This is a genomic window from Pseudomonas sp. Fl5BN2 (genome assembly GCF_009908205.1).
GTDB lineage: Bacteria > Pseudomonadota > Gammaproteobacteria > Pseudomonadales > Pseudomonadaceae > Aquipseudomonas.
In genome coordinates this window covers 148,022-166,709 of record NZ_JAAARL010000002.1, presented here as the reverse complement: position 1 = coordinate 166,709, position 18,688 = coordinate 148,022, and the positions used below count along the sequence as shown (strand labels likewise).

The window sequence follows — 18,688 nt, the reverse complement described above, 5'->3', positions numbered from 1 at the left end:
AGCGGCTTCATCAGGCTTGGTGAAGTGTTTGCTCGATGGAGGCGATTATCTGCATGTGCGACCGGGCAGTGAAATCAACTCTGACTATGCTGGTGATAGCCAAAGCCTTGCTTCGCCATGGTGCGGGGAGGGCGAGATTGACGCACCGGCTGCACTGAACGGGTGGATGGATGCCGCGCAGTCAGTAACTATCTGATACCAAAGCGCTTATGCCGATGGCACGGGGCTTGTGAAGCCCAAGTGCCCGGGTGGCAAGGAGCACGGCATGATCCGCCGCGGTTTTGATGAGATGTATACGGCCGATGGCCAGGTCCGCGAACACTATCGAGAGTTCGCTCGCTGGTTGGCGCATACCCCCGACGAGCTCCTGGCTCAGCGCCGCCGTGAGGCTGACCTGTTATTTCACCGCGCCGGTATCACGTTCACCCTGTACGGCGACGAGCAGGGCACCGAACGCCTGATTCCCTTCGACATCATCCCCCGCAGCATTCCGGCCAGTGAGTGGCGGGTCATCGAGCGTGGCTGCATTCAGCGGGTGCGGGCATTGAACCTGTTTCTCGCCGACCTCTATCACCAGCAACGGATCATCCGCGCCGGAATCATTCCCGCCGAGCAGGTCCTGGCCAACGATCAGTATCAATTGGCGATGCAGGGTCTGGATCTGCATGGCGACGTTTATGCGCATATCTGCGGCGTGGACCTGGTGCGCGACGGCGACGGCAGTTACTACGTACTGGAGGACAACCTGCGCACTCCCAGCGGCGTCAGCTACATGCTCGAAGACCGCAAGATGATGATGCGCCTGTTTCCTGAGCTGTTCGCTGCCCAGCGCATCGCTCCCGTCGATCACTACCCTAACCTGTTGCTGGATACCTTGAAGAGCTCCAGCCCGCTGGACGATCCGAGTGTCGTGGTACTGACCCCGGGCCGCTTCAACAGCGCCTTCTTCGAGCACGCATTCCTGGCCCGGGAAATGGGAGTGGAGCTGGTGGAGGGTGCCGACCTGTTGGTGCGTGATGATCGGGTCTTCATGCGCACCACCGACGGCCCTCAGGCGGTGGATGTGATCTACCGGCGTCTGGACGACGCCTTCCTCGATCCCCTGGCGTTCAACCCGGATTCCATGCTGGGCGTGCCAGGGCTGCTGGCGGCCTACCGTTCGGGCAATGTGGTGCTGGCCAATGCGATTGGCACGGGGGTAGCGGATGACAAGTCGGTGTACCCCTTTGTTCCAGAGATGATCCGCTTCTACTTGGACGAGGAGCCGATCCTCAAGAATGTGCCCACCTGGCAGTGCCGCAAGCCTGATGAGCTGTCCCATGTGCTGGCGCATTTGCCGGAACTGGTGGTCAAGGAAACCCAGGGTTCCGGCGGCTACGGCATGCTGGTGGGGCCGGCCGCCAGCGCCGCGGAGATCGAAGCCTTCCGCGCGCGGATCAAGGCCCGGCCCCAGGCTTATATCGCCCAGCCCACCTTGTCCCTGTCCACGTGCCCGACCTTTGTCGAAAACGGCATTGCTCCACGGCATATCGACCTGCGTCCGTTTGTCCTTTCCGGTCGTGAAACCCGCGTGGTGCCTGGAGGTCTTACCCGTGTGGCCCTGCGTGAAGGTTCTCTGGTGGTGAATTCCTCCCAGGGCGGCGGCACCAAGGACACTTGGGTGGTCGAGGATTAAGGAAGCCTGCCATGTTGAGTCGAACCGCTTCGGATCTGTACTGGATGTCGCGTTATCTGGAGCGCGCGGAAAACCTCGCGCGAATGCTCGATGTCAGCTATTCGCTGTCACTGATGCCCCAGGACGGACGGGGCGACGGTCTGCACGAACTGGCCATGCCGCTGCGCATCACTGGCACCCTGGAGGATTACCTGGCCCGTCATGGCGCGTTGCACGCCGAACGACTGTTGCAGTTCTTCGCCCTGGACGCGGCCAACCCCGCCAGTATCTACAGCTGCCTGGGGTCGGCCCGCAGCTGTGCTCATGCAGTACGTGGGCGCATCACCGCGGACATGTGGGAAAACGTCAACGCCACCTGGCTGGATATTCACCAGATTGCCAGGCAAGGACTGGGTGCCTATGGCATGCACCGCTTCTGTGAGTGGATCAAGGAACGCTCCCATCTGTTTCGCGGGGCCTCCTACGGCACCATCATGCGCAACGATGCATTCCGATTTATCCGCCTGGGAACCTTCATCGAGCGCGCCGATAACACCTTGCGCCTGCTCGATGCCCGCTACGAGATGGCCGGCGATCAAGCTGCCGCGGTCAGCGATGGTACCGCCCACGCGTATTACCAGTGGAGTGCCTTGCTTCGCGCCCTTTCGTCCTTCGAGGCCTATACCGAGATCTACCGCGAAGCCCCCGGCGCACGGCATGTCGCGCAATTGCTGCTGTTGCGTGCCGACGTACCGCGCTCGCTGCGGGCCTGCACCGAAGAGATCGATCAGATCCTCGCCAGCCTGCCCGGGATCAATGGACGCCCGGCCCAGCGCCTGGCAGCGGAAATCGACGCGCGCCTGCGCTACACCGGAATCGACGAGATCCTCGACGAGGGCCTGCATGCCTGGCTGACCGACTTTATCCCGCTGGTACGCCAGTTGGGCAACGCCATTCACCGTTCCTACCTGGAGGCTGCATGAGACTCTCCATTAGCCATGAAACCGCCTACCACTACGAAGACCCGGTACGTGCCAGCATCCAGTACTTGCGCCTGACGCCCCACGACAGCGAGCGCCAGCAGGTGCTGAGCTGGCAGCTCGACCTGCCTCGGCCGGTACGAGCGCAGTTGGATCCTTTTGGCAATATTCTGCACGTGCTGACCCTGGATGAGCCCCACGATTCGGTGATTATTGGCGCCCGTGGTCAAGTGGATATCGATGAGTTGCGCGAGGCCGAGCATGAGCATCAATCGGCCCTGCCGTTCCTGCGTTTCACTCGTCTGACCGAAGCCGATGAGGCATTGCGCGCGTTCGCCGGCCAACAGTGCAGGCAACGACGTGATCGCACAGGGTTGATCGACCTGATGCACGGGCTAAACCAGCATATGACCTACACGCCGGGGGCGACGGATGTGGCCACCAGCGCCGCCCAGGCCTTCGCTGGAGGTTGCGGCGTTTGCCAGGATCACACCCATACCTTTCTCGCCTGTGCCCGCAGCCTGGGGATTCCTGCACGCTTTGTCTCCGGCTATCTGTACCGTGAAAACAGTGCGGCACTGGCCAGCCATGCCTGGGCCGAAGCCTGGCTGGACAATGCCTGGTACAGCTTTGACGTGACCCACCAGTTGGTACGACCCGAGCGTCACCTGAAGCTGGCGGTGGGCTTGGACTATCTGGATGCCTGCCCGGTCCGGGGCATGCGCCGAGGCGGCGCTGGCGAACAGATGCATGCCAAGGTGTTGCAGCAGTGATGCTGCTCTTCAGCTAGGCGCCAGGGTGCGGGCGAAACGCATCCAGGGCGCTTCCACGATCCTCAGGGAGTCTGCTTGCGCCCGGCCATGTGCTTGAGATACCCCAGCAACAACACCAACTCTTCATCCGGCAGGACGCTGTTGTTGAACCCAGGCATCTTCGCCTGCGGCCAGCGCCTCAGGCTTTGTGGGTCGCGGATATAGCGCTTGAGAAAGTCACTGCCGAAGTACTCGGTGGGACTGTAGGGAATATTCAGATCCGGACCGAATTGCGAGTCGCCGGCACCATTGAGGCGGTGGCAGGCCAGGCAGTTCTTCTGGAACAGGGCAAAGCCCTGGTTGATCGGATCATTGGCCGCCAGCTTCGGGTCTGGCGCCAGGGCCGGGAAGCGCTCCGCCACCGGTGCCAGGCGCTGGATCCGCGCAACCTGGAACGGCCATTGCTCAGGGCTGACATGCCCGGCTGCAGGATCGCTCCACACCAGATAGAAGGGCCCTGCGCTGGGCTTGTCTGGCGCTAGCGTCGGCCAGGGTTTGCTCGGGTCTTCAATGGCCAGCCAAGCCTGGGCACCCTTGCGGTTGAGCAGGGGCCCCGCGTTCAGCTCCGCGGCAAAGCCGTCAAGGGCCACGGCTTGCAGATGATCCTCAGCCTTGAGGCCCTGGAGCAGGGCGGCCATGGGCACGGCGCGGTACTGCATGTCGCGTTTGTAGGACACGTCGTCCTTGATGGTGATGTTTCGGGCTTCAGGGTGCTTGAGTAGTTCTTCGGTCCGCCAGGCATGACTGCCTGAGCCTAGGTCGATCAGCAGTTGCGCGGCATACAGCGGGCTGCTCAACAGCAGAGCAGCACCCAATAGGAAAGCTTTCAATTGATGGCCGTCGGGTTGTCGTCAGTGGGTTCGTCGCCGGGAAGCACGTCGTCTGGTCGCGACACGTGGTCGAACAGGGCGTCCCGGAGTTCTTCGTAGTTACCGCCGTTCACGATACCGAAATAGCCGTGCTTGACCAGGGTGTCTTCAGCTTCCAGTGCGTGTTGGTCGGTGTCGCTGTAGATCACCACCGTGGCGTTGGGGTCCAGCACCACCTTGCGCAACTGATAGGCCAGGCCCTCGGCGCTGATGCCGGTGCCGTCCTCCAGCTCGAGATTGACCTGCAGTGAGTTATGAACGTTGCCGGCGGCAAAGTCACTCTCGTTACGCAGGTCTAGGATCAGTGCACCGTCATTGATTTCATCCACTGCGCGGTTGACGTCAATGATTCCGGCGTGAGCGTTGAAAGCGCTCAAGAGCGCGGCAAATGCAATCCAATGGCGCATGAATCTTCCCCGTGGTGTTCCTCAGGAAGACTGGCACACAAGTCGGTACCCCGGTAGGAACCGGGGACAATTTTTTGACCCGTTAATCGAGTCGCCACGGATCAGCCGATCACTTTGGTGAGATTCGGCAAGATCAACAGCAGTGTGGTTGCGAAGAGAATGAGCCCCGCCTGACGTACTTTCGAATGTTTGAACATGGCTGAATGCCTTTTGTTGTTATTCCTGAGCATCAATGCAAACCGGTTGGCGTACTTCACTATGAGCCGGCAATGTGTCCTTTTTCTTACCTGTCCCAGCGCAGCATCCGTCTGAGACCTCCTGCAGTTTTCACCTTAGGGGCCTTGAATCCTCTGGCTTAGATCCAATTCGTATGAAGTTATAGTTGAGCTTGATTAAAAAGCTATAAATCAGTCCGAATACTGCTTTGCCGACCCTTGGCTAGACGGTTCGTGACCCTTCATCGGAGCATCCCTTAGCTGCCTACCGTTCGTCTGAGCGTCACCGTCAAGGCGGCTGAGCGCATCGGTCATTGAATCCAGGGCTGCCACGCCTAAGGTGGGAGCTCGACATTTCCCCTGCACAGCGGTTCGAGGACGTCATGACCCAAGCTTTGATATTCGATGCGTTACGCACGCCCCGCGGCAAAGGCAAGGCCGATGGCGCTTTGCACAGCGTCAAGCCGGTAAACCTGGTGGCAGGCCTGCTACGGGCTTTGCAGCAACGCTGCGAGCTGGATACCAGCCAGGTGGACGATGTGGTCCTGGGCTGCGTGACGCCCATCGGCGACCAGGGCGCCGACATTGCCAAGACTGCGGTCCAGGCGGCGGATTGGGATGTGAGCGTGGCCGGGTTGCAGATCAACCGTTTCTGCGCTTCGGGGTTGGAAGCGGTCAACCTGGGGGCAATGAAAGTACGCTCGGGTTTTGAAGAGTTGGTGGTGGTCGGGGGCGTCGAGTCCATGTCGCGGGTGCCCATGGGCAGCGACGGTGGTGCTTGGGTGCTGGACCCCGAGACCAATATGCACAGCCATTTCACCCCGCAGGGGATCGGCGCCGACCTGATCGCAACGCTGGAAGGCTTCTCGCGCCAGGATGTCGACCGGTTCGCCCTGCAATCCCAGCAGAAGGCGGCGCGGGCGCGGGCCAGTGGCGCTTTCGGCAAGTCCCTGGTGCCGGTGCTGGATCAGAACGGCATTGTGCTGCTGGACCATGACGAATTCATTCGGGCCGATTCGACCCTGGAAGGCCTGGGCAATCTCAAGCCGAGCTTCGAGATGATGGGGCAGATGGGCTTCGACGCCACCGCATTGCGGGTCTACAGCCACGTGGAGCGGATCAATCACGTGCACACCCCGGGCAATAGTTCGGGCATCGTCGACGGTTCGGCGCTGATGCTCATCGGCTCCGAAGCCAAGGGCCGCGAACTGGGGCTCAAGCCCAGGGCGCGGATCGTTGCCACGGCGGTCACCAGTACCGACCCGACCATCATGCTCACCGGTCCCGCGCCAGCTACCCGCAAGGCCCTGGCCAAGGCTGGGCTGCGGGTCGAGGACATTGACCTGTTCGAGGTCAACGAAGCCTTCGCGTCGGTGGTGCTCAAGTTCATCAAGGACATGGCCATCGATCCGGTCAAGGTCAACGTCAATGGCGGCTCCATCGCCATGGGCCATCCCCTGGGCGCCACCGGCTGCGCGATTCTCGGCACCTTGCTCGACGAGCTGGAAACCCGGCGCCAGCGCTATGGCCTGGCGACCCTCTGTGTCGGCGGCGGCATGGGTATTGCCACCATCATTGAACGCCTCTGAGCCCCGATTTCAAGGAATCTCCTTCATGACCGATGCCATTCGTTACGAAAAAGGCCAGGACCAGATCGTCGTCCTGACCATCGATATGCCGGGCCAGAGCGCCAACACCATGAACGCTGTGTACCGCGATGCCATGGCGGGTGCCGTGGCTCGCCTGCAGGACGAGCAGGAGTCGATTGCCGGGGTAATCATTACCTCGGCGAAAAAGACCTTCTTTGCCGGCGGCGACCTCAATGAGCTGATCAAGGTCGGCAAGCCCGAAGCCAAGGCCTTCTATGCCATGGTGCTGACCCTCAAGGGGCAGCTGCGGGCCCTGGAGACCTTGGGCAAGCCAGTGGTCGCCGCGATCAACGGCGCGGCCCTGGGCGGGGGCTGGGAGATCTGCCTGGCCTGCCATCACCGCATCGCCATCGACGACAAGGCGCTGCAGATCGGCCTGCCGGAAGTCACCCTGGGCTTGCTGCCTGGTGGCGGTGGAGTGGTGCGCATGGTGCGTATGCTGGGCTTGGAAAAGGCCCTGCCGTATCTGCTGGAAGGCAAGAAAGTCCGCCCGCAGCAAGCGTTGCAGGCCGGTTTGATCGATGAGCTGGCAACCGACCGAGACGAGCTGCTGGGCAAGGCGCGGGCCTGGATCCTGGCCAACCCGGCGGTCAAGCAGCCTTGGGATGTACGCGGCTACCAGATTCCCGGAGGGACGCCTGCGAACCCGAAAGTCGCGCAAATGCTGGCCATTGCCCCATCGATCCTGCGGGCCAAGACCCAGGGTTGTTTCCCGGCGCCGGAGAAGATTCTCTGTGCCGCGGTCGAGGGTGCCCAGGTGGATTTCGACACCGCGCAATTAATCGAGACCCGCTACTTCACCGAACTGACCACTGGCCAGGTGGCGAAGAACATGATCGGCACCTTCTGGTTCCAGCTCAACGAGATCAATGCCGGTGGTTCGCGTCCTCAAGGCATACCGACTCAGACGACGAACAAGCTCGGAGTCCTCGGTGCCGGCATGATGGGCGCGGGCATTGCCTACGTCAGCGCCGTGGCGGGCATCGACGTAGTGCTCAAGGACATCAGTCGCGAAGCCGCGGAGAAGGGCAAGGCTCATTGCGCAGCACTATTGGAGAAAAAGGTCGCTCGCGGGCAACTGAGCAGTGAGCAGCGGGATGCGACCCTGGCGCGGATTCTCCCCACTGTCGAGGACGCCGATCTGGACGGTTGCGACCTGATCATCGAAGCGGTGTTCGAAGACCGTGAACTCAAGGCCAAGGTGTCCAAGGCTGCGCAGCGAGTGGTTGGCGCGGGGGCGGTGATCGCTTCCAATACCTCGACCCTGCCCATCACCGGGCTGGCCACTGCCGTGCCTAATCCGGACAAATTCATCGGCCTGCATTTTTTCAGCCCGGTGGAGAAAATGCCCCTGGTGGAAATCATCAAGGGCACGCACACCAGCGATGAAACCCTGGCGCGGGGTTTTGACTTCGTCCTGCAGATCAAGAAAACCCCGATTGTGGTCAACGACAGTCGCGGTTTCTTCACCTCCCGGGTGTTCGGCACCTTTACCAACGAAGGCATCGCCATGCTTGGCGAAGGCGTTGCGGCGCCGATGATCGAGACCGAGGCGCGCAAGGCCGGGATGCCGGTGGGGCCGCTGGCGATTTCCGATGAAGTCTCCCTGAGCCTGATGAGCCACATTCGTCAGCAGACCGCCAAGGACCTGCAGGCCGAAGGCAAGCCACTGATCAAGCACCCGGCGTTTGCCGTGATCGATCTGCTGCTCAACGACTACCAGCGTGCGGGCAAGGCTGCCGGCGGCGGTTTCTACGATTATCCGGTTGGCGGCCAGAAGCACTTGTGGCCGGAGTTGCGTACGCACTTCTATAAGGCCGATGGACAGATTTCAGCCCAGGATGTGCGCGACCGTCTGCTGTTCATCCAGGCCATCGAAACCGTGCGTTGTGTGGAGGAGGGCGTGTTGCAGTCCACCGCAGACGCCAATATCGGCTCGATCTTCGGCATAGGCTTCGCCGCCTGGAGCGGTGGCGCCCTGCAGTTCATCAATCAGTACGGGGTGCAGGATTTTGTCGCCCGTGCACAGTACCTGGCGGAGCAATATGGTGAACGTTTCACCCCGCCGACCCTGCTCCTGGAAAAGGCCCGCCAAGGTCAGCTGTTCTGACCCGGGCAGGCAATAAATGACCCGCTCCGGGGCTTGCCTTGCCGTAGTATTTCAAGGCAGGCTCTGGGGTGTTCATTATTGCCATCGCCTTGTCAGGAATTTTTTATGTCGCTACGCATCTGCATTCTTGAGACCGATATCCTGCGTCCCGAGCTGGTCGATCAATATCAGGGTTACGGGCAGATGTTCCGGCGCCTGTTCTCGCAACAGCCCATCGCCGCCGAGTTCAGCGTCTACAACGTGGTTCAGGGTGAATACCCCGCTGATGAACTGGCGTTCGACGCCTACCTGGTGACCGGTAGCAAGGCCGATTCCTTTGGCACCGACCCCTGGATTGAAACCCTCAGGACCTACCTGCTGGGGCGCTATGAACGTGGCGACAAGCTGCTGGGCATCTGCTTCGGCCACCAATTGCTGGCGTTGCTCCTGGGTGGCAAAAGCGAGCGTGCGAGCCAGGGTTGGGGCGTTGGTACCCATAACTACACACTGGCTGCCAAGGCGCCGTGGATGAGTCCGGTGGTGGAAGAGCTGACGTTGCTGATCAGTCACCAGGACCAGGTCACCGCCTTGCCGGAAAACGCCACGGTGATCGCCTCCAGCGATTTCTGTCCTTATGCTGCGTATCACATCAATGACCAGGTGCTGTGCTTCCAGGGCCACCCTGAGTTCATCCACGATTATTCCCGGGCCCTGCTGGACCTGCGCCAGGAGTTTCTCGGTGAGCAGATCTACCAGAAGGGCGTTGCCAGCCTGGAGCATGACCACCACGGCGCCACCGTCGCGGAGTGGATGATGCGTTTTGTCGCTCACAAGCCCGAAGCGGCCTGACAATGGCTGTGGCCCTGCTTAAGTGTGCAGGGCCGCTATCCCTTCAGAGCCAGCCTGAACGCTTGAAGCTGGCCCAGAGGCCGACACAACCTACGCTGATGAAGCCCAGGACGCTGAAGTAGCCGTAGTGCCAACTCAACTCCGGCATGTTCTGGAAGTTCATCCCGTAGATCCCTGCCACTGCTGTGGGAAACGCCAGGATTGCCGCCCACGCGGCGAACTTGCGTTGCACGATGCTCTGTCGCGAAGCCTCCAGCAGCACGCCGATCTCGATGGTCTGGCTGGCGATATCGCGTAGGGTCGAGAGATCTTCCATCTGCCGGGTGACGTGAATCTGCACGTCACGGAAATACGGCCGCATATTTTTGTCGATGAACGGAAAGCTGAGCTTCTGCAGCTCCTCGCTGATCTCCACCATGGGCGCCACATGGCGGCGCAGGCGCAGTACGTCGCGGCGCAGGCCGTGGAGATTCTGGATATCCCGCTCATTCAACGAATTGCACAGTACGTTGCGCTCCAACTCGTCGATCTCTGCGTGGATCGCCTCGCTGACCGGCTGGTAGTTCTCGGTGACGAAATCCAGCAGGGCATAGAGTACGAAGTCTTCGCCGTGCTCTAGCAGCAGTGGGCGCGCCTCGCAGCGCTGGCGGACGTAACCGTAGGAAGCCGAGTGGCCGTTGCGGGCGGTGATGATGTAGCCGTTGCCAGCAAAGATGTGGGTCTCGATGAACTCCAGCTTGCCCTCGGTCCGCACCGGCGAGTAGGTGACGATGAACAGCGCGTCGCCGAAGGTTTCCAGCTTGGGCCGGCTGTGTTTTTCCAGCGCGTCCTCGATGGCCAGTTCATGCAGGTTGAACTGGCGTTGCAGGTTGGCCAGTTCATGGGCGTTGGGTTCTTCCAGGCCGATCCAGACAAAGTGCTCGGGTTTTGCGGCCCAGGCGGCCCCCTCGTCGAGGCTGATATCAGTGACTTTCTTTCCGCCGCTGTACACGGCGGCCGCAACAACTCTACCCATGGTTCCGATTCACTTCTTCTTATCAAGGAGGGTGGTGACAGACGATGTGCAGCTTAGCCTGCAATGCACCATCAGAGTCACAGTCGAGGCCTGAGTTCGCAGACAAATAAAAGCCCGCACAAGGCGGGCTTTCTGGCGTTGATCGGGCTCAGGCCGATTGCAGCTGGCGATCCATGCTGGCGATGCAGTCGCGCATTTGTTCGCGACATTGGGCGATCAGCAGCGGCATGTCGTCCAGGGTCAGTCCGGCGGTGGGGATTGCCGGCAGCGAACGGATCAGGATCTTGCCGCTGTTCCAGCGGTTCAGGCGCATCTGCTTGATGTAGCTGCTGACGCACACCGGCACGATCGGCACGCCGGCAGCGATGGCCATCTGAAACGCACCCTTCTTGAACGGCAGCAGATCTTCGCCGAGGTTGCGCGTGCCCTCCGGGAAAACCCAGATCGAAGTGTCTTTGTGTTGCAGGGTGTGGGTGGTGGTGAGCATCGAGTTGCGGGCTTTTTGCGGGTTGCCGCGGTCGATCAGGACGTTACCCGCCAACCAGAACAACTGGCCGAACAGCGGCACCCATTTCAGACTCTTCTTGCCGATGCACACGGTGCGTCGTGGCACCACGTTGCCGAACACGAACAGGTCGTAGTTGGATTGATGGTTGGCGATGATCACGCAACTTTGCGGCTTGTCCATCAGCGGACCGACTTCGGCCTTGACCCGCAGGCGCAAGATGCACATGGCCGGCCAGGCGTAGAGGCGGGCGCACAGGCGGCTGTTGTCCGGGTTGAACGGTCGGCATAGCCCGAGCAACAGGCCCAGGCTGCCTGCCACGATAAAGTGCAGGCTCATCAACGACATGCGAAACAGATACAGCATCTAAACGGCCCACCTGGGACAAAAGGTGGCGCAGTGTACGGATGTGCACTATTTTCGGCAATTGCCGTTCTCAGCCCGGAGATGGGCGATGTTTAAGTGCATGTTTCCAACTGCGAGCGACAGCGGCGGTCTAGAGCCTTTTGACGATGGATTTTGGTGCGCCAGGAAAAAGCCCGACACGCAGGTCGGGCTGATTGATTCACGGCCGATGGCTTCAGCCTATGTGTTGCTGATCAAGGAGGATGGCGTTGTCGAGGCTTTCCAGCAGGGCCTTGCGCACCTTCAACTTGGTGTTCTTGTGGGCCAGCATGTTGATCTTCTTCAGTTGGCGCGCAGCAGCCAGGGCTGCACCTTGCAATGCATCGGCGCTCACCACCTTGTCGAGGAAGCCGGCATCCACGGCGCTTTGCGGATCGAACATCTCGCCATTGATTACCGAGCGATGGAAAGCCGAGCGCCGCAGGCGGTCACGAGCCAACTCGATCCCGGCGTGGTGCATGGTCATACCGATCTGCACCTCGTTGAGCCCAATGCTGAAGGGGCCTTCAACCCCGATCCGGTAGTCCGCCGACAGCAGCAGGAAGGCACCTTTGGCCACCGCGTGCCCGGGGCACGCGACGATCACGGGGAAAGGGTGGGACAGCAGGCGGCGTGCCAGGGTCGAGCCCAGGGTGACCAGCGCCACGGCTTCCTTGGGGCCTGCGGTCATGACCTTGAGGTCGTAGCCGCCAGAGAGAATCCCCGGCTGACCGGTGATGATCACAATCGCGCGATCAGTGGTGGCCTGATCCAGCGCGGCATTAAAGGCGGCAATCACGTCCGGGGAGATGGCATTGACCTTGCCATTGCTCAAGGTCAGGGTCGCGATACCGTCTTCGAGATGGTAGGAAATCAATTCACTCATGACGCAATTCCTTATGTTGAAGTGCAGCAGAAGTTACCCACCACGACAGATCTGGTAAAGCGCCGTGACTGACTGATGAGTCAGGCTTTGGCCAGGATGTTGGCTTGCATGGCGCAGCGGACAGCGCATGGTTTCTTCTATATAGCTGTGGGCAAGGCTGGAGAATGGCTGGTTTGCCTTGTTCCCGTCTCAGGTTGAGTCACCCTCCAGGACGGAACGTTCTTAAGCGCATGAAAATTCTGAAAAAAATGTTTGCCATCAGAAAAGCTTTCGACTACATTAGCGCGCCTCGACAGACAGAACATGTTTGAAGAGATACGGTGAAGTGTCCGAGTGGCTTAAGGAGCACGCCTGGAAAGTGTGTATACAGGAAACTGTATCGAGAGTTCGAATCTCTCCTTCACCGCCACATTCTGCAAACACAGACCCCTGATTTTCCTAGTGAAAGTCGGGGGTTTGTGGTTTCTGGCGTCTGAAAAACTCTCATATGGGACAGATCTGGGACGGATGGGTGGTTTTCCGCTCTTCAGAATCAGCGTCAGCATGCGCCACAGAAAGGGCTAATCTCTGCCATCGCTGTGCTTCTAAGTTGTGGTCTGCTGAATCGCCCCGGATTTTCTAGAGATCTTTTCACTTAGCCCGGCAAGGTTATTCGGACACGATGAGTTCTTTCGCCGGTCTGACTATGAGTACCGGCGGGCACCTTCAAACTAATAATTGCAGGGTCTTAAACAGCTCGCGATCCTCCTTTTTCGCTGAGCGGGCGTGGCGCCGAATTACCCCTATTAGGCAGTCGGTGAAACACTGTGCGGCATTGCTCAGCGAGCCATTGCGCCGTGTGACGATGCTCAACTGCCGCGGCTCGAATGCTTCGCTCAACTCCAGGGCAACAATGCGCCCCAGGAAGGGGGGGGCCGTGCTCATGATGGTCGGCCCCCAGGTGCACATGTCGGCTCGCTCCACCATCATCTGCAGGATCGCCAGTGAGTGTGCGCGCACGATGCGATTGCTATCAATCTGTGCGTTGTGCCTGCCGAACAGCTCCTGCATCAGGACGTCACGGCCGTCTGGGGCATAGTTCAGCGTCCAGTTCTGGTCCAGCAGATCGTGGATGGATTGCGCTTTTTGTCGAGGGTGGCCCTCTCGAATCAATACTGAGGTTTGGTAGTCCAGCAACGTTTCGCAGGTAAATTCCGGGGTCGCCTGCGCCGGATGTAACTGGCCAATGGCGAAGTCCATGCTGCCGTCACGCAGCAGCGGTTGGGCCACCGCCATCAGGCTTTCGAACAACTCCAGTTGGATGTCCGGCATGCGTTGCCGAAAGTCCAACACCACTTCCGGTAGAAACGTCAGTGCAATCCAGGGCGTGACGCCGACGCAGAGTCGCCCCTGGGCTTTGCCGCGCAACTGATCAAGCTCGGCCTGCGCATGTTCCAGTTGCTTGAGTACCAGCTTGGCGTGGGTCAGCAGCACTTTTCCGTATTCAGTGAAGTTCAAGCCACTGGGGGTCCTGACGAACAGCGGCAACTGCTGAGCCGTTTCCAGTTCACGCAGGGCTTTGGTCACGGCGGCCTGGGAGATATCCAGCGAGCGCGCGGCCGCTCGTATGCTGCCGGTCTCGGCACTGGCAATCAGCGCTTGCAGTTGATGCAGCTTCAATAGGTTCACCTTTGGGACAACCAATGGTTGTCATCATAACCAAACTGAGTCTTCCTGGCTCAGGGCCTGCTCCTTAAGATCGATTCGGCAGCACCCACCGGACTCACCACTGAGCCAGGGGTACTGAATGATCTTATCGAGGAGTACAACCGTGCATGCTAACCATGTCCTGCCGGGAATAGCTGCATCTCAAAATGAGATGATTGCCCTGCGTCACCGTATTCATGCCCACCCCGAGCTGGGGTTTGAAGAGTTCACCACGGCTGAACTGGTGGCGCAGTGTTTGACGCAGTGGGGGTTTGAGGTGAGCCGAGGGGTGGGCAAGACCGGTGTGGTCGGAACCCTGAAAAACGGCCTCGGACGCGCTATTGGGTTGCGCGCGGATATGGATGCGCTGCCGATTCAGGAAACCACCGGCTTACCGTATGCCAGTCGCAATGATGGCGTGATGCATGCCTGCGGTCACGACGGTCATACGGCCACGTTGCTGGCAGCGGGGCAATACCTTGCACAAACCCGAGCGTTCAACGGCACGGTGCATCTGGTGTTCCAGCCGGCCGAAGAGGGGCTGGGTGGTGCCCGGAAAATGCTGGAGGATGGGCTGCTCGAACGTTTCCCCTGCGATGCGATATTTGCCATGCACAACGTCCCGGGTTATCCGGCCGGGCATTTGGGCTTCTACAGCGGGCCGTTCATGGCGTCTGCCGATACGGTGACAATCACGGTCATCGGTACGGGTGGTCATGGTGCGGTCCCGCACAAGGCGGTTGACCCGGTGGTGGTCTGCTCGTCCATCGTGATGGCGTTGCAAAGTATCGTAGCGCGCAACGTCAACCCTCAAGAAACAGCGATTATCACTGTTGGCAGCATTCATGCCGGGACCGCGTCGAATGTCATTCCCGCCTCCGCTGAAATGATCCTGAGCGTGCGAGCGCTGACGCCGCATATTCGCCAACTGCTCGAAGCCAGGATCACTGAACTGGTCAAGGGCCAGGCGGCGAGTTTCGGTGCACAGGCGCATATCGACTACCAGCATTGCCATCCGGTGTTGATCAACGATCCCGAGCAGACGGCGTTCGCGCGTGAAGTTGCCAGCGAGTGGTTGGGCGACGAGCAATTGATCGAGGACTTGCGGCCCTTTACCGCCAGCGAGGACTTTGCCTTCATCCTGGAAAAATGTCCGGGCAGTTATCTGGTGATAGGCAATGGCCAGGGCGACAGTGGGTGCTTGCTGCATAACCCCGGTTACGACTTCAACGACGTCTGCCTACCCATCGGCGCCAGTTACTGGGTCAAGTTGGTAGAGCGGTTTCTGCGCTAAGCAGAGCTGCATAGATGCTATCGGTAACCTGGCTCTGCGAGCCATCGAGGAAGATAACAATGAATAAGATAATCGCGGCTGTTTCCCTGGCGTTCTTGACCGCATCCGGCTTGGCTGGCGCGGCTGACTGGAGCGGGAAAGTACTGAAGTTGGGTGTTGATCCGACGTATCCGCCACTGGAGTACAAAAACCAGGATGGCACGCTGACGGGCTTTGGGGTCGATATCGCCGAGGCGCTCTGTGCAGAGCTGCACGCCAGGTGCATCTGGGTTGAAAGCAGCTGGGACGGGATGATTCCGGCATTGCTGGCTCGCAAGTTCGACGCAGTGGCCTCATCGATGACCATCACCCCCAAGCGCCAGGGCCAGATTGCGTTCACCGACAAAATCTCAAACGCCCCGGCACGTTTGGTCAGCAAGCGTGGGTCGGGGTTGGAACCCACCGTCGAGTCGCTCAAAGGCAGGCGTGTCGGCGTGGAGCAAGGCTCGACCCAGGAGGCTTTCGCGAAAGCTGTCTGGGGTTCCCAGGGCGTGGATATTCTCTCTTATCAAAATCAGGACCAAGTCTACGCCGACCTCACGGTCGGGCGGCTTGATGCCTCATTGCAGGGCTCCATTCAAGCCAGCTACGGTTTTCTGGATAAACCGGCAGGCAAGGACTACGAGTTTTCCGGCGGTACCCTGGATAACCCAGAGTTTTTCGGCGTAGGTGACGGCATCGGTGTGCGCAAGGAGGATGTCGAGTTGCGTGAAGACTTGAACAAAGCCCTGGCGACAATCATCGCCAATGGTACCTACGCTCGGATCAACAAAAAGTACTTCGATTTCGACGTCTACGGCGCGAAATAACCCCCGCTCGAAACCCTGTGCAGAGCAGTCGCCCAGGCTGCTCTGTTACCGCTTTACCTTCACCTCAACCTAATAAAAATAAGGAGAGTGAAATGCTTCTGGAAGGTTTTGCTCCACAGATTCTGTTGGGCACCCTGGCCACGATCAAACTGGCGTTAGGATCATTAGTGTTCGCCGTTTTGATAGGGCTGATGGGGGCCAGTTCGAAGCTGTCTTCAAACCGTGTACTGCGTATGTCTGCGACGAGCTACACGACGCTGATCCGCAGCATGCCGGACCTTGTGATCATGCTGTTGTTGTTTTTCAGCCTGCAAATGTTGCTCAACCAACTGACCGATTGGCTGGGCGTTGCCCAGCTCGATATCGAACCTTTTATGGCCGGTGTCGTGACCCTGGCATTTATTTATGGGGCGTACTTTACCGAGACCTTTCGCGGTGCTTTTCAGGCGGTTCCAGCCGGCCAGATTGAAGCCGCCAGGGCCTACGGAATGACGCGAGCACAAACCTTTCGCAAGGTCTTGTTCCCGCAGATGCTACGCCATGCGTTGCCGGGGATTGGCAATAACTGGCAAGTACTGATCAAGTCGACCGCGCTGGTGTCGATCATTGGCATGACCGATGTGGTCAAGGCGACGCAGGATGCGGGCAAAGGCTCAATGCAGTTCTTCTATTTTACGCTGGTCGGCGGCCTGATCTACCTCGCGATCACTACCGTTTCCAACGTTCTGTTGATGTGGCTCGAACACCGCTATTCCGTGGGTGTCAGGAAGGCCGCGCTATGACCACGATTCTCCAGGACTACTGGCAGGCCTACCTTTGGAGCGACGGAGCACATCTGTCCGGGTTGGCGGTGACCTTGTGGCTGCTGATCCTTTCGGTTTTGATCGGTTTTCTGTTGGCCGTTCCGCTCTCCATTGCCCGCGTCAGCGCCAACCCGCTGATTCGCACACCGGTCTGGTTTTACACCTACGTATTTCGCGGTACGCCGTTGTACATCCAGTTGCTGTTCTTTTACACCGGGGTGTACAGCCTGCATGTGATTCGGGCGCAGGATTTTCTCAATGCGTTTTTTCGTGATGGCTTCAACTGCACGGTCCTCGCGTTCGGGCTCAATACCTGTGCCTACATGACCGAGATTTTTGCCGGGTCCATCAGAGCCACCCCGCACGGTGAAGTCGAGGCCGCCAGGGCCTATGGGATGACCCCGTTCACGCTGTACCGGAGGATTGTGTTGCCCTCAGCGTTACGTCGGGCGCTGCCATTGTTCAGCAATGAAGTAATCCTGATGCTGCATTCAACCTCCGTCGCGTTCACCGCCACGGTGCCTGATTTGCTGAAGGTTGCCCGGGACGTCAACTCGGCGACCTACGCCTCGTTTGCTGCATTCGGGATTGCCGGGGTGCTGTATGCCTGTAGCTCATTTTTGCTGATCTGGCTGTTTCGCCGTGGCGAGCTGCATTGGCTGGCCTACCTGAAACCCCGCACGCACTGACCTCACTGGAAATGCTCGTATGTATAAATTGATCGTTGATGATGTACACAAGAACTACGGCAGCCATGAAGTATTGAAAGGCGTATCACTCAAGGCCAAGGCGGGCGATGTGATTAGCATCATAGGTTCTTCCGGGTCGGGAAAAAGCACCTTTTTACGCTGTATTAACTACCTCGAACAACCCAGCGTCGGACGCATTATCGTTAATCAACAAGAGCTGTTGACCCGCCGGGACGCAAAGGGTGAGCAATGTGCCGCCGACCCCAAACAACTGAGAATCATGCGTAGCAAGTTGTCGATGGTTTTCCAGCATTTCAATCTATGGAGCCATATGACGGTGCTGGACAACATCATCGAGTGCCCGATCAGGGTGCTGGGGATCAGTCGCCAGCAAGCATTGGAGCGTGCACGCAAGTACTTATCCAAGGTGGGACTGGCGGAACGGGTCGAGGCACAGTATCCGGTTCAGTTGTCCGGTGGTCAGCAGCAGCGCGTGGCCATTGCCCGAGCGCTGGCGATGGAGCCGGAGGTCATGCTGTTCGATGAGCCGACTTCCGCGCTGGACCCAGAGCTGGTGGGCGAAGTACTCAAGGTCATGCAGCAACTGGCCGAGGAGGGCAGGACGATGATTGTGGTGACTCACGAAATGGCCTTTGCACGGCAGGTCTCCAATCACGTTATGTTTCTGCATCAGGGACGAGTGGAGGAGCAAGGTTCACCCAGCAGCGTGTTTGACCATACCCAAAGCGAGCGGCTGAAGCAGTTTCTGGCAGGCTCTTTAAAATAACAATATGGGACTTTTAGGGAGAGTAGTTTGATAAGCGGAGTTTGGTGGGTGTGTATTTTATATGGTGCTAAAAAGTCCTGCGTAGCGTCCGGAGTTTAGTAAATATCAATGCATAAAAGATTTAATAATGTCATTTTGGCGCTAAATCTAAAGGTTGGTATAACTTGGTGTCCTATATATGGCTTTGATAGGGCTCATGAGTGTTTCATTTGGGGCGCTATGCATAGATAAATGCGTAAAGTGCTCGTGTGCCTTCTGATGTATTTG

At 59.1% G+C, this 18,688-nt stretch carries 17 protein-coding genes and 1 tRNA gene; 12 read left to right on the top strand and 6 right to left on the bottom strand.

All coding sequences use genetic code 11. The annotated features are described in order from the left end of the window. Positions 1-265: 265 nt before the first annotated feature. The 3 genes from GV819_RS03065 to GV819_RS03055 are packed head-to-tail and all read left to right on the top strand — an operon-like array spanning position 266 to position 3,407. Positions 266-1,675 (top strand): circularly permuted type 2 ATP-grasp protein, encoded by a 1,410-nt coding sequence (locus tag GV819_RS03065; protein ID WP_161753381.1) that lies wholly within the window; start codon positions 266-268, stop codon positions 1,673-1,675. An 11-nt stretch (positions 1,676-1,686) separates the two neighbouring features. After that, entirely contained in the window at positions 1,687-2,637 is a 951-nt protein-coding gene (locus GV819_RS03060) for an alpha-E domain-containing protein (protein ID WP_161753379.1), read from the top strand. After that, positions 2,634-3,407 (top strand): transglutaminase family protein, encoded by a 774-nt coding sequence (locus tag GV819_RS03055; RefSeq protein ID WP_161753377.1) that lies wholly within the window; start codon positions 2,634-2,636, stop codon positions 3,405-3,407. Before GV819_RS03060 ends, GV819_RS03055 begins: the two co-directional genes overlap by 4 nt. 62 nt (positions 3,408-3,469) lie before the next feature. Here the strand turns inward: GV819_RS03055 and GV819_RS03050 are convergent, their stop codons facing one another. Further along, the gene (locus GV819_RS03050; protein WP_161753375.1) at positions 3,470-4,276 is read right to left on the bottom strand and encodes a c-type cytochrome; all 807 of its coding nucleotides are present in this window, start codon (positions 4,274-4,276) and stop codon (positions 3,470-3,472) included. Further along, entirely contained in the window at positions 4,273-4,722 is a 450-nt protein-coding gene (locus GV819_RS03045) for a rhodanese-like domain-containing protein (RefSeq protein WP_161753373.1), read from the bottom strand. The genes GV819_RS03050 and GV819_RS03045 overlap by 4 nt, the downstream gene beginning before the upstream one ends. A gap of 598 nt (positions 4,723-5,320) precedes the next feature. Between GV819_RS03045 and GV819_RS03040 the strand changes: the two genes are divergently transcribed. From GV819_RS03040 to GV819_RS03030, 3 genes are all read left to right on the top strand, one after another. Further along, positions 5,321-6,526, top strand: coding sequence for an acetyl-CoA C-acetyltransferase (locus GV819_RS03040; RefSeq protein WP_161753371.1), 1,206 nt, complete (start codon positions 5,321-5,323; stop codon positions 6,524-6,526). 25 nt (positions 6,527-6,551) lie between these two features. After that, positions 6,552-8,696, top strand: a complete 2,145-nt coding sequence (locus GV819_RS03035; protein WP_161753369.1) for a 3-hydroxyacyl-CoA dehydrogenase NAD-binding domain-containing protein — start codon at positions 6,552-6,554, stop codon at positions 8,694-8,696. Between the two features lie 105 nt (positions 8,697-8,801). Then, complete coding sequence (locus GV819_RS03030) at positions 8,802-9,524, top strand: amidotransferase (protein WP_161753367.1); 723 nt, start codon at positions 8,802-8,804, stop codon at positions 9,522-9,524. Positions 9,525-9,567: 43 nt separating this feature from the next. On the opposite strand, the gene GV819_RS03025 is transcribed toward GV819_RS03030, so the two are convergent. From GV819_RS03025 to GV819_RS03015, 3 genes are all read right to left on the bottom strand, one after another. Then, positions 9,568-10,539 (bottom strand): magnesium and cobalt transport protein CorA, encoded by a 972-nt coding sequence (locus GV819_RS03025; protein ID WP_161753365.1) that lies wholly within the window; start codon positions 10,537-10,539, stop codon positions 9,568-9,570. Positions 10,540-10,687: 148 nt separating this feature from the next. Beyond that, positions 10,688-11,410 carry a lysophospholipid acyltransferase family protein gene (locus GV819_RS03020; protein ID WP_161753363.1) on the bottom strand — a complete coding sequence of 241 codons (723 nt, stop codon included), beginning with the start codon at positions 11,408-11,410 and terminating at the stop codon, positions 10,688-10,690. Between the two features lie 214 nt (positions 11,411-11,624). Next, the gene (locus GV819_RS03015) at positions 11,625-12,314 is read right to left on the bottom strand and encodes a crotonase/enoyl-CoA hydratase family protein (RefSeq protein ID WP_161753361.1); all 690 of its coding nucleotides are present in this window, start codon (positions 12,312-12,314) and stop codon (positions 11,625-11,627) included. A 319-nt stretch (positions 12,315-12,633) separates the two neighbouring features. Between GV819_RS03015 and GV819_RS03010 the strand changes: the two genes are divergently transcribed. Beyond that, a tRNA-Ser gene (locus GV819_RS03010) sits at positions 12,634-12,723 on the top strand. Between the two features lie 296 nt (positions 12,724-13,019). Here GV819_RS03010 and GV819_RS03005 read toward each other — a convergent pair. Further along, complete coding sequence (locus GV819_RS03005; protein ID WP_161753359.1) at positions 13,020-13,973, bottom strand: LysR family transcriptional regulator; 954 nt, start codon at positions 13,971-13,973, stop codon at positions 13,020-13,022. A 199-nt stretch (positions 13,974-14,172) separates the two neighbouring features. Here GV819_RS03005 and GV819_RS03000 point away from each other — a divergent pair, with 199 nt between their 5' ends. The 5 genes from GV819_RS03000 to GV819_RS02980 all read left to right on the top strand — a co-directional run bounded on the left by GV819_RS03000 (position 14,173) and on the right by GV819_RS02980 (position 18,421). Next, a complete protein-coding gene (locus GV819_RS03000) occupies positions 14,173-15,294 on the top strand; it encodes a M20 aminoacylase family protein (RefSeq protein ID WP_256667341.1) in 1,122 nt (373 codons plus the stop codon). Between the two features lie 59 nt (positions 15,295-15,353). After that, complete coding sequence (locus GV819_RS02995) at positions 15,354-16,142, top strand: ABC transporter substrate-binding protein (RefSeq protein WP_161753355.1); 789 nt, start codon at positions 15,354-15,356, stop codon at positions 16,140-16,142. 92 nt (positions 16,143-16,234) lie between these two features. Further along, entirely contained in the window at positions 16,235-16,924 is a 690-nt protein-coding gene (locus GV819_RS02990) for an ABC transporter permease (protein ID WP_161753353.1), read from the top strand. After that, positions 16,921-17,634, top strand: a complete 714-nt coding sequence (locus GV819_RS02985; RefSeq protein ID WP_161753351.1) for an ABC transporter permease — start codon at positions 16,921-16,923, stop codon at positions 17,632-17,634. Before GV819_RS02990 ends, GV819_RS02985 begins: the two co-directional genes overlap by 4 nt. Before the next feature lie 19 nt (positions 17,635-17,653). After that, entirely contained in the window at positions 17,654-18,421 is a 768-nt protein-coding gene (locus tag GV819_RS02980; protein ID WP_161753349.1) for an ABC transporter ATP-binding protein, read from the top strand. Positions 18,422-18,688 lie beyond the last annotated feature (267 nt).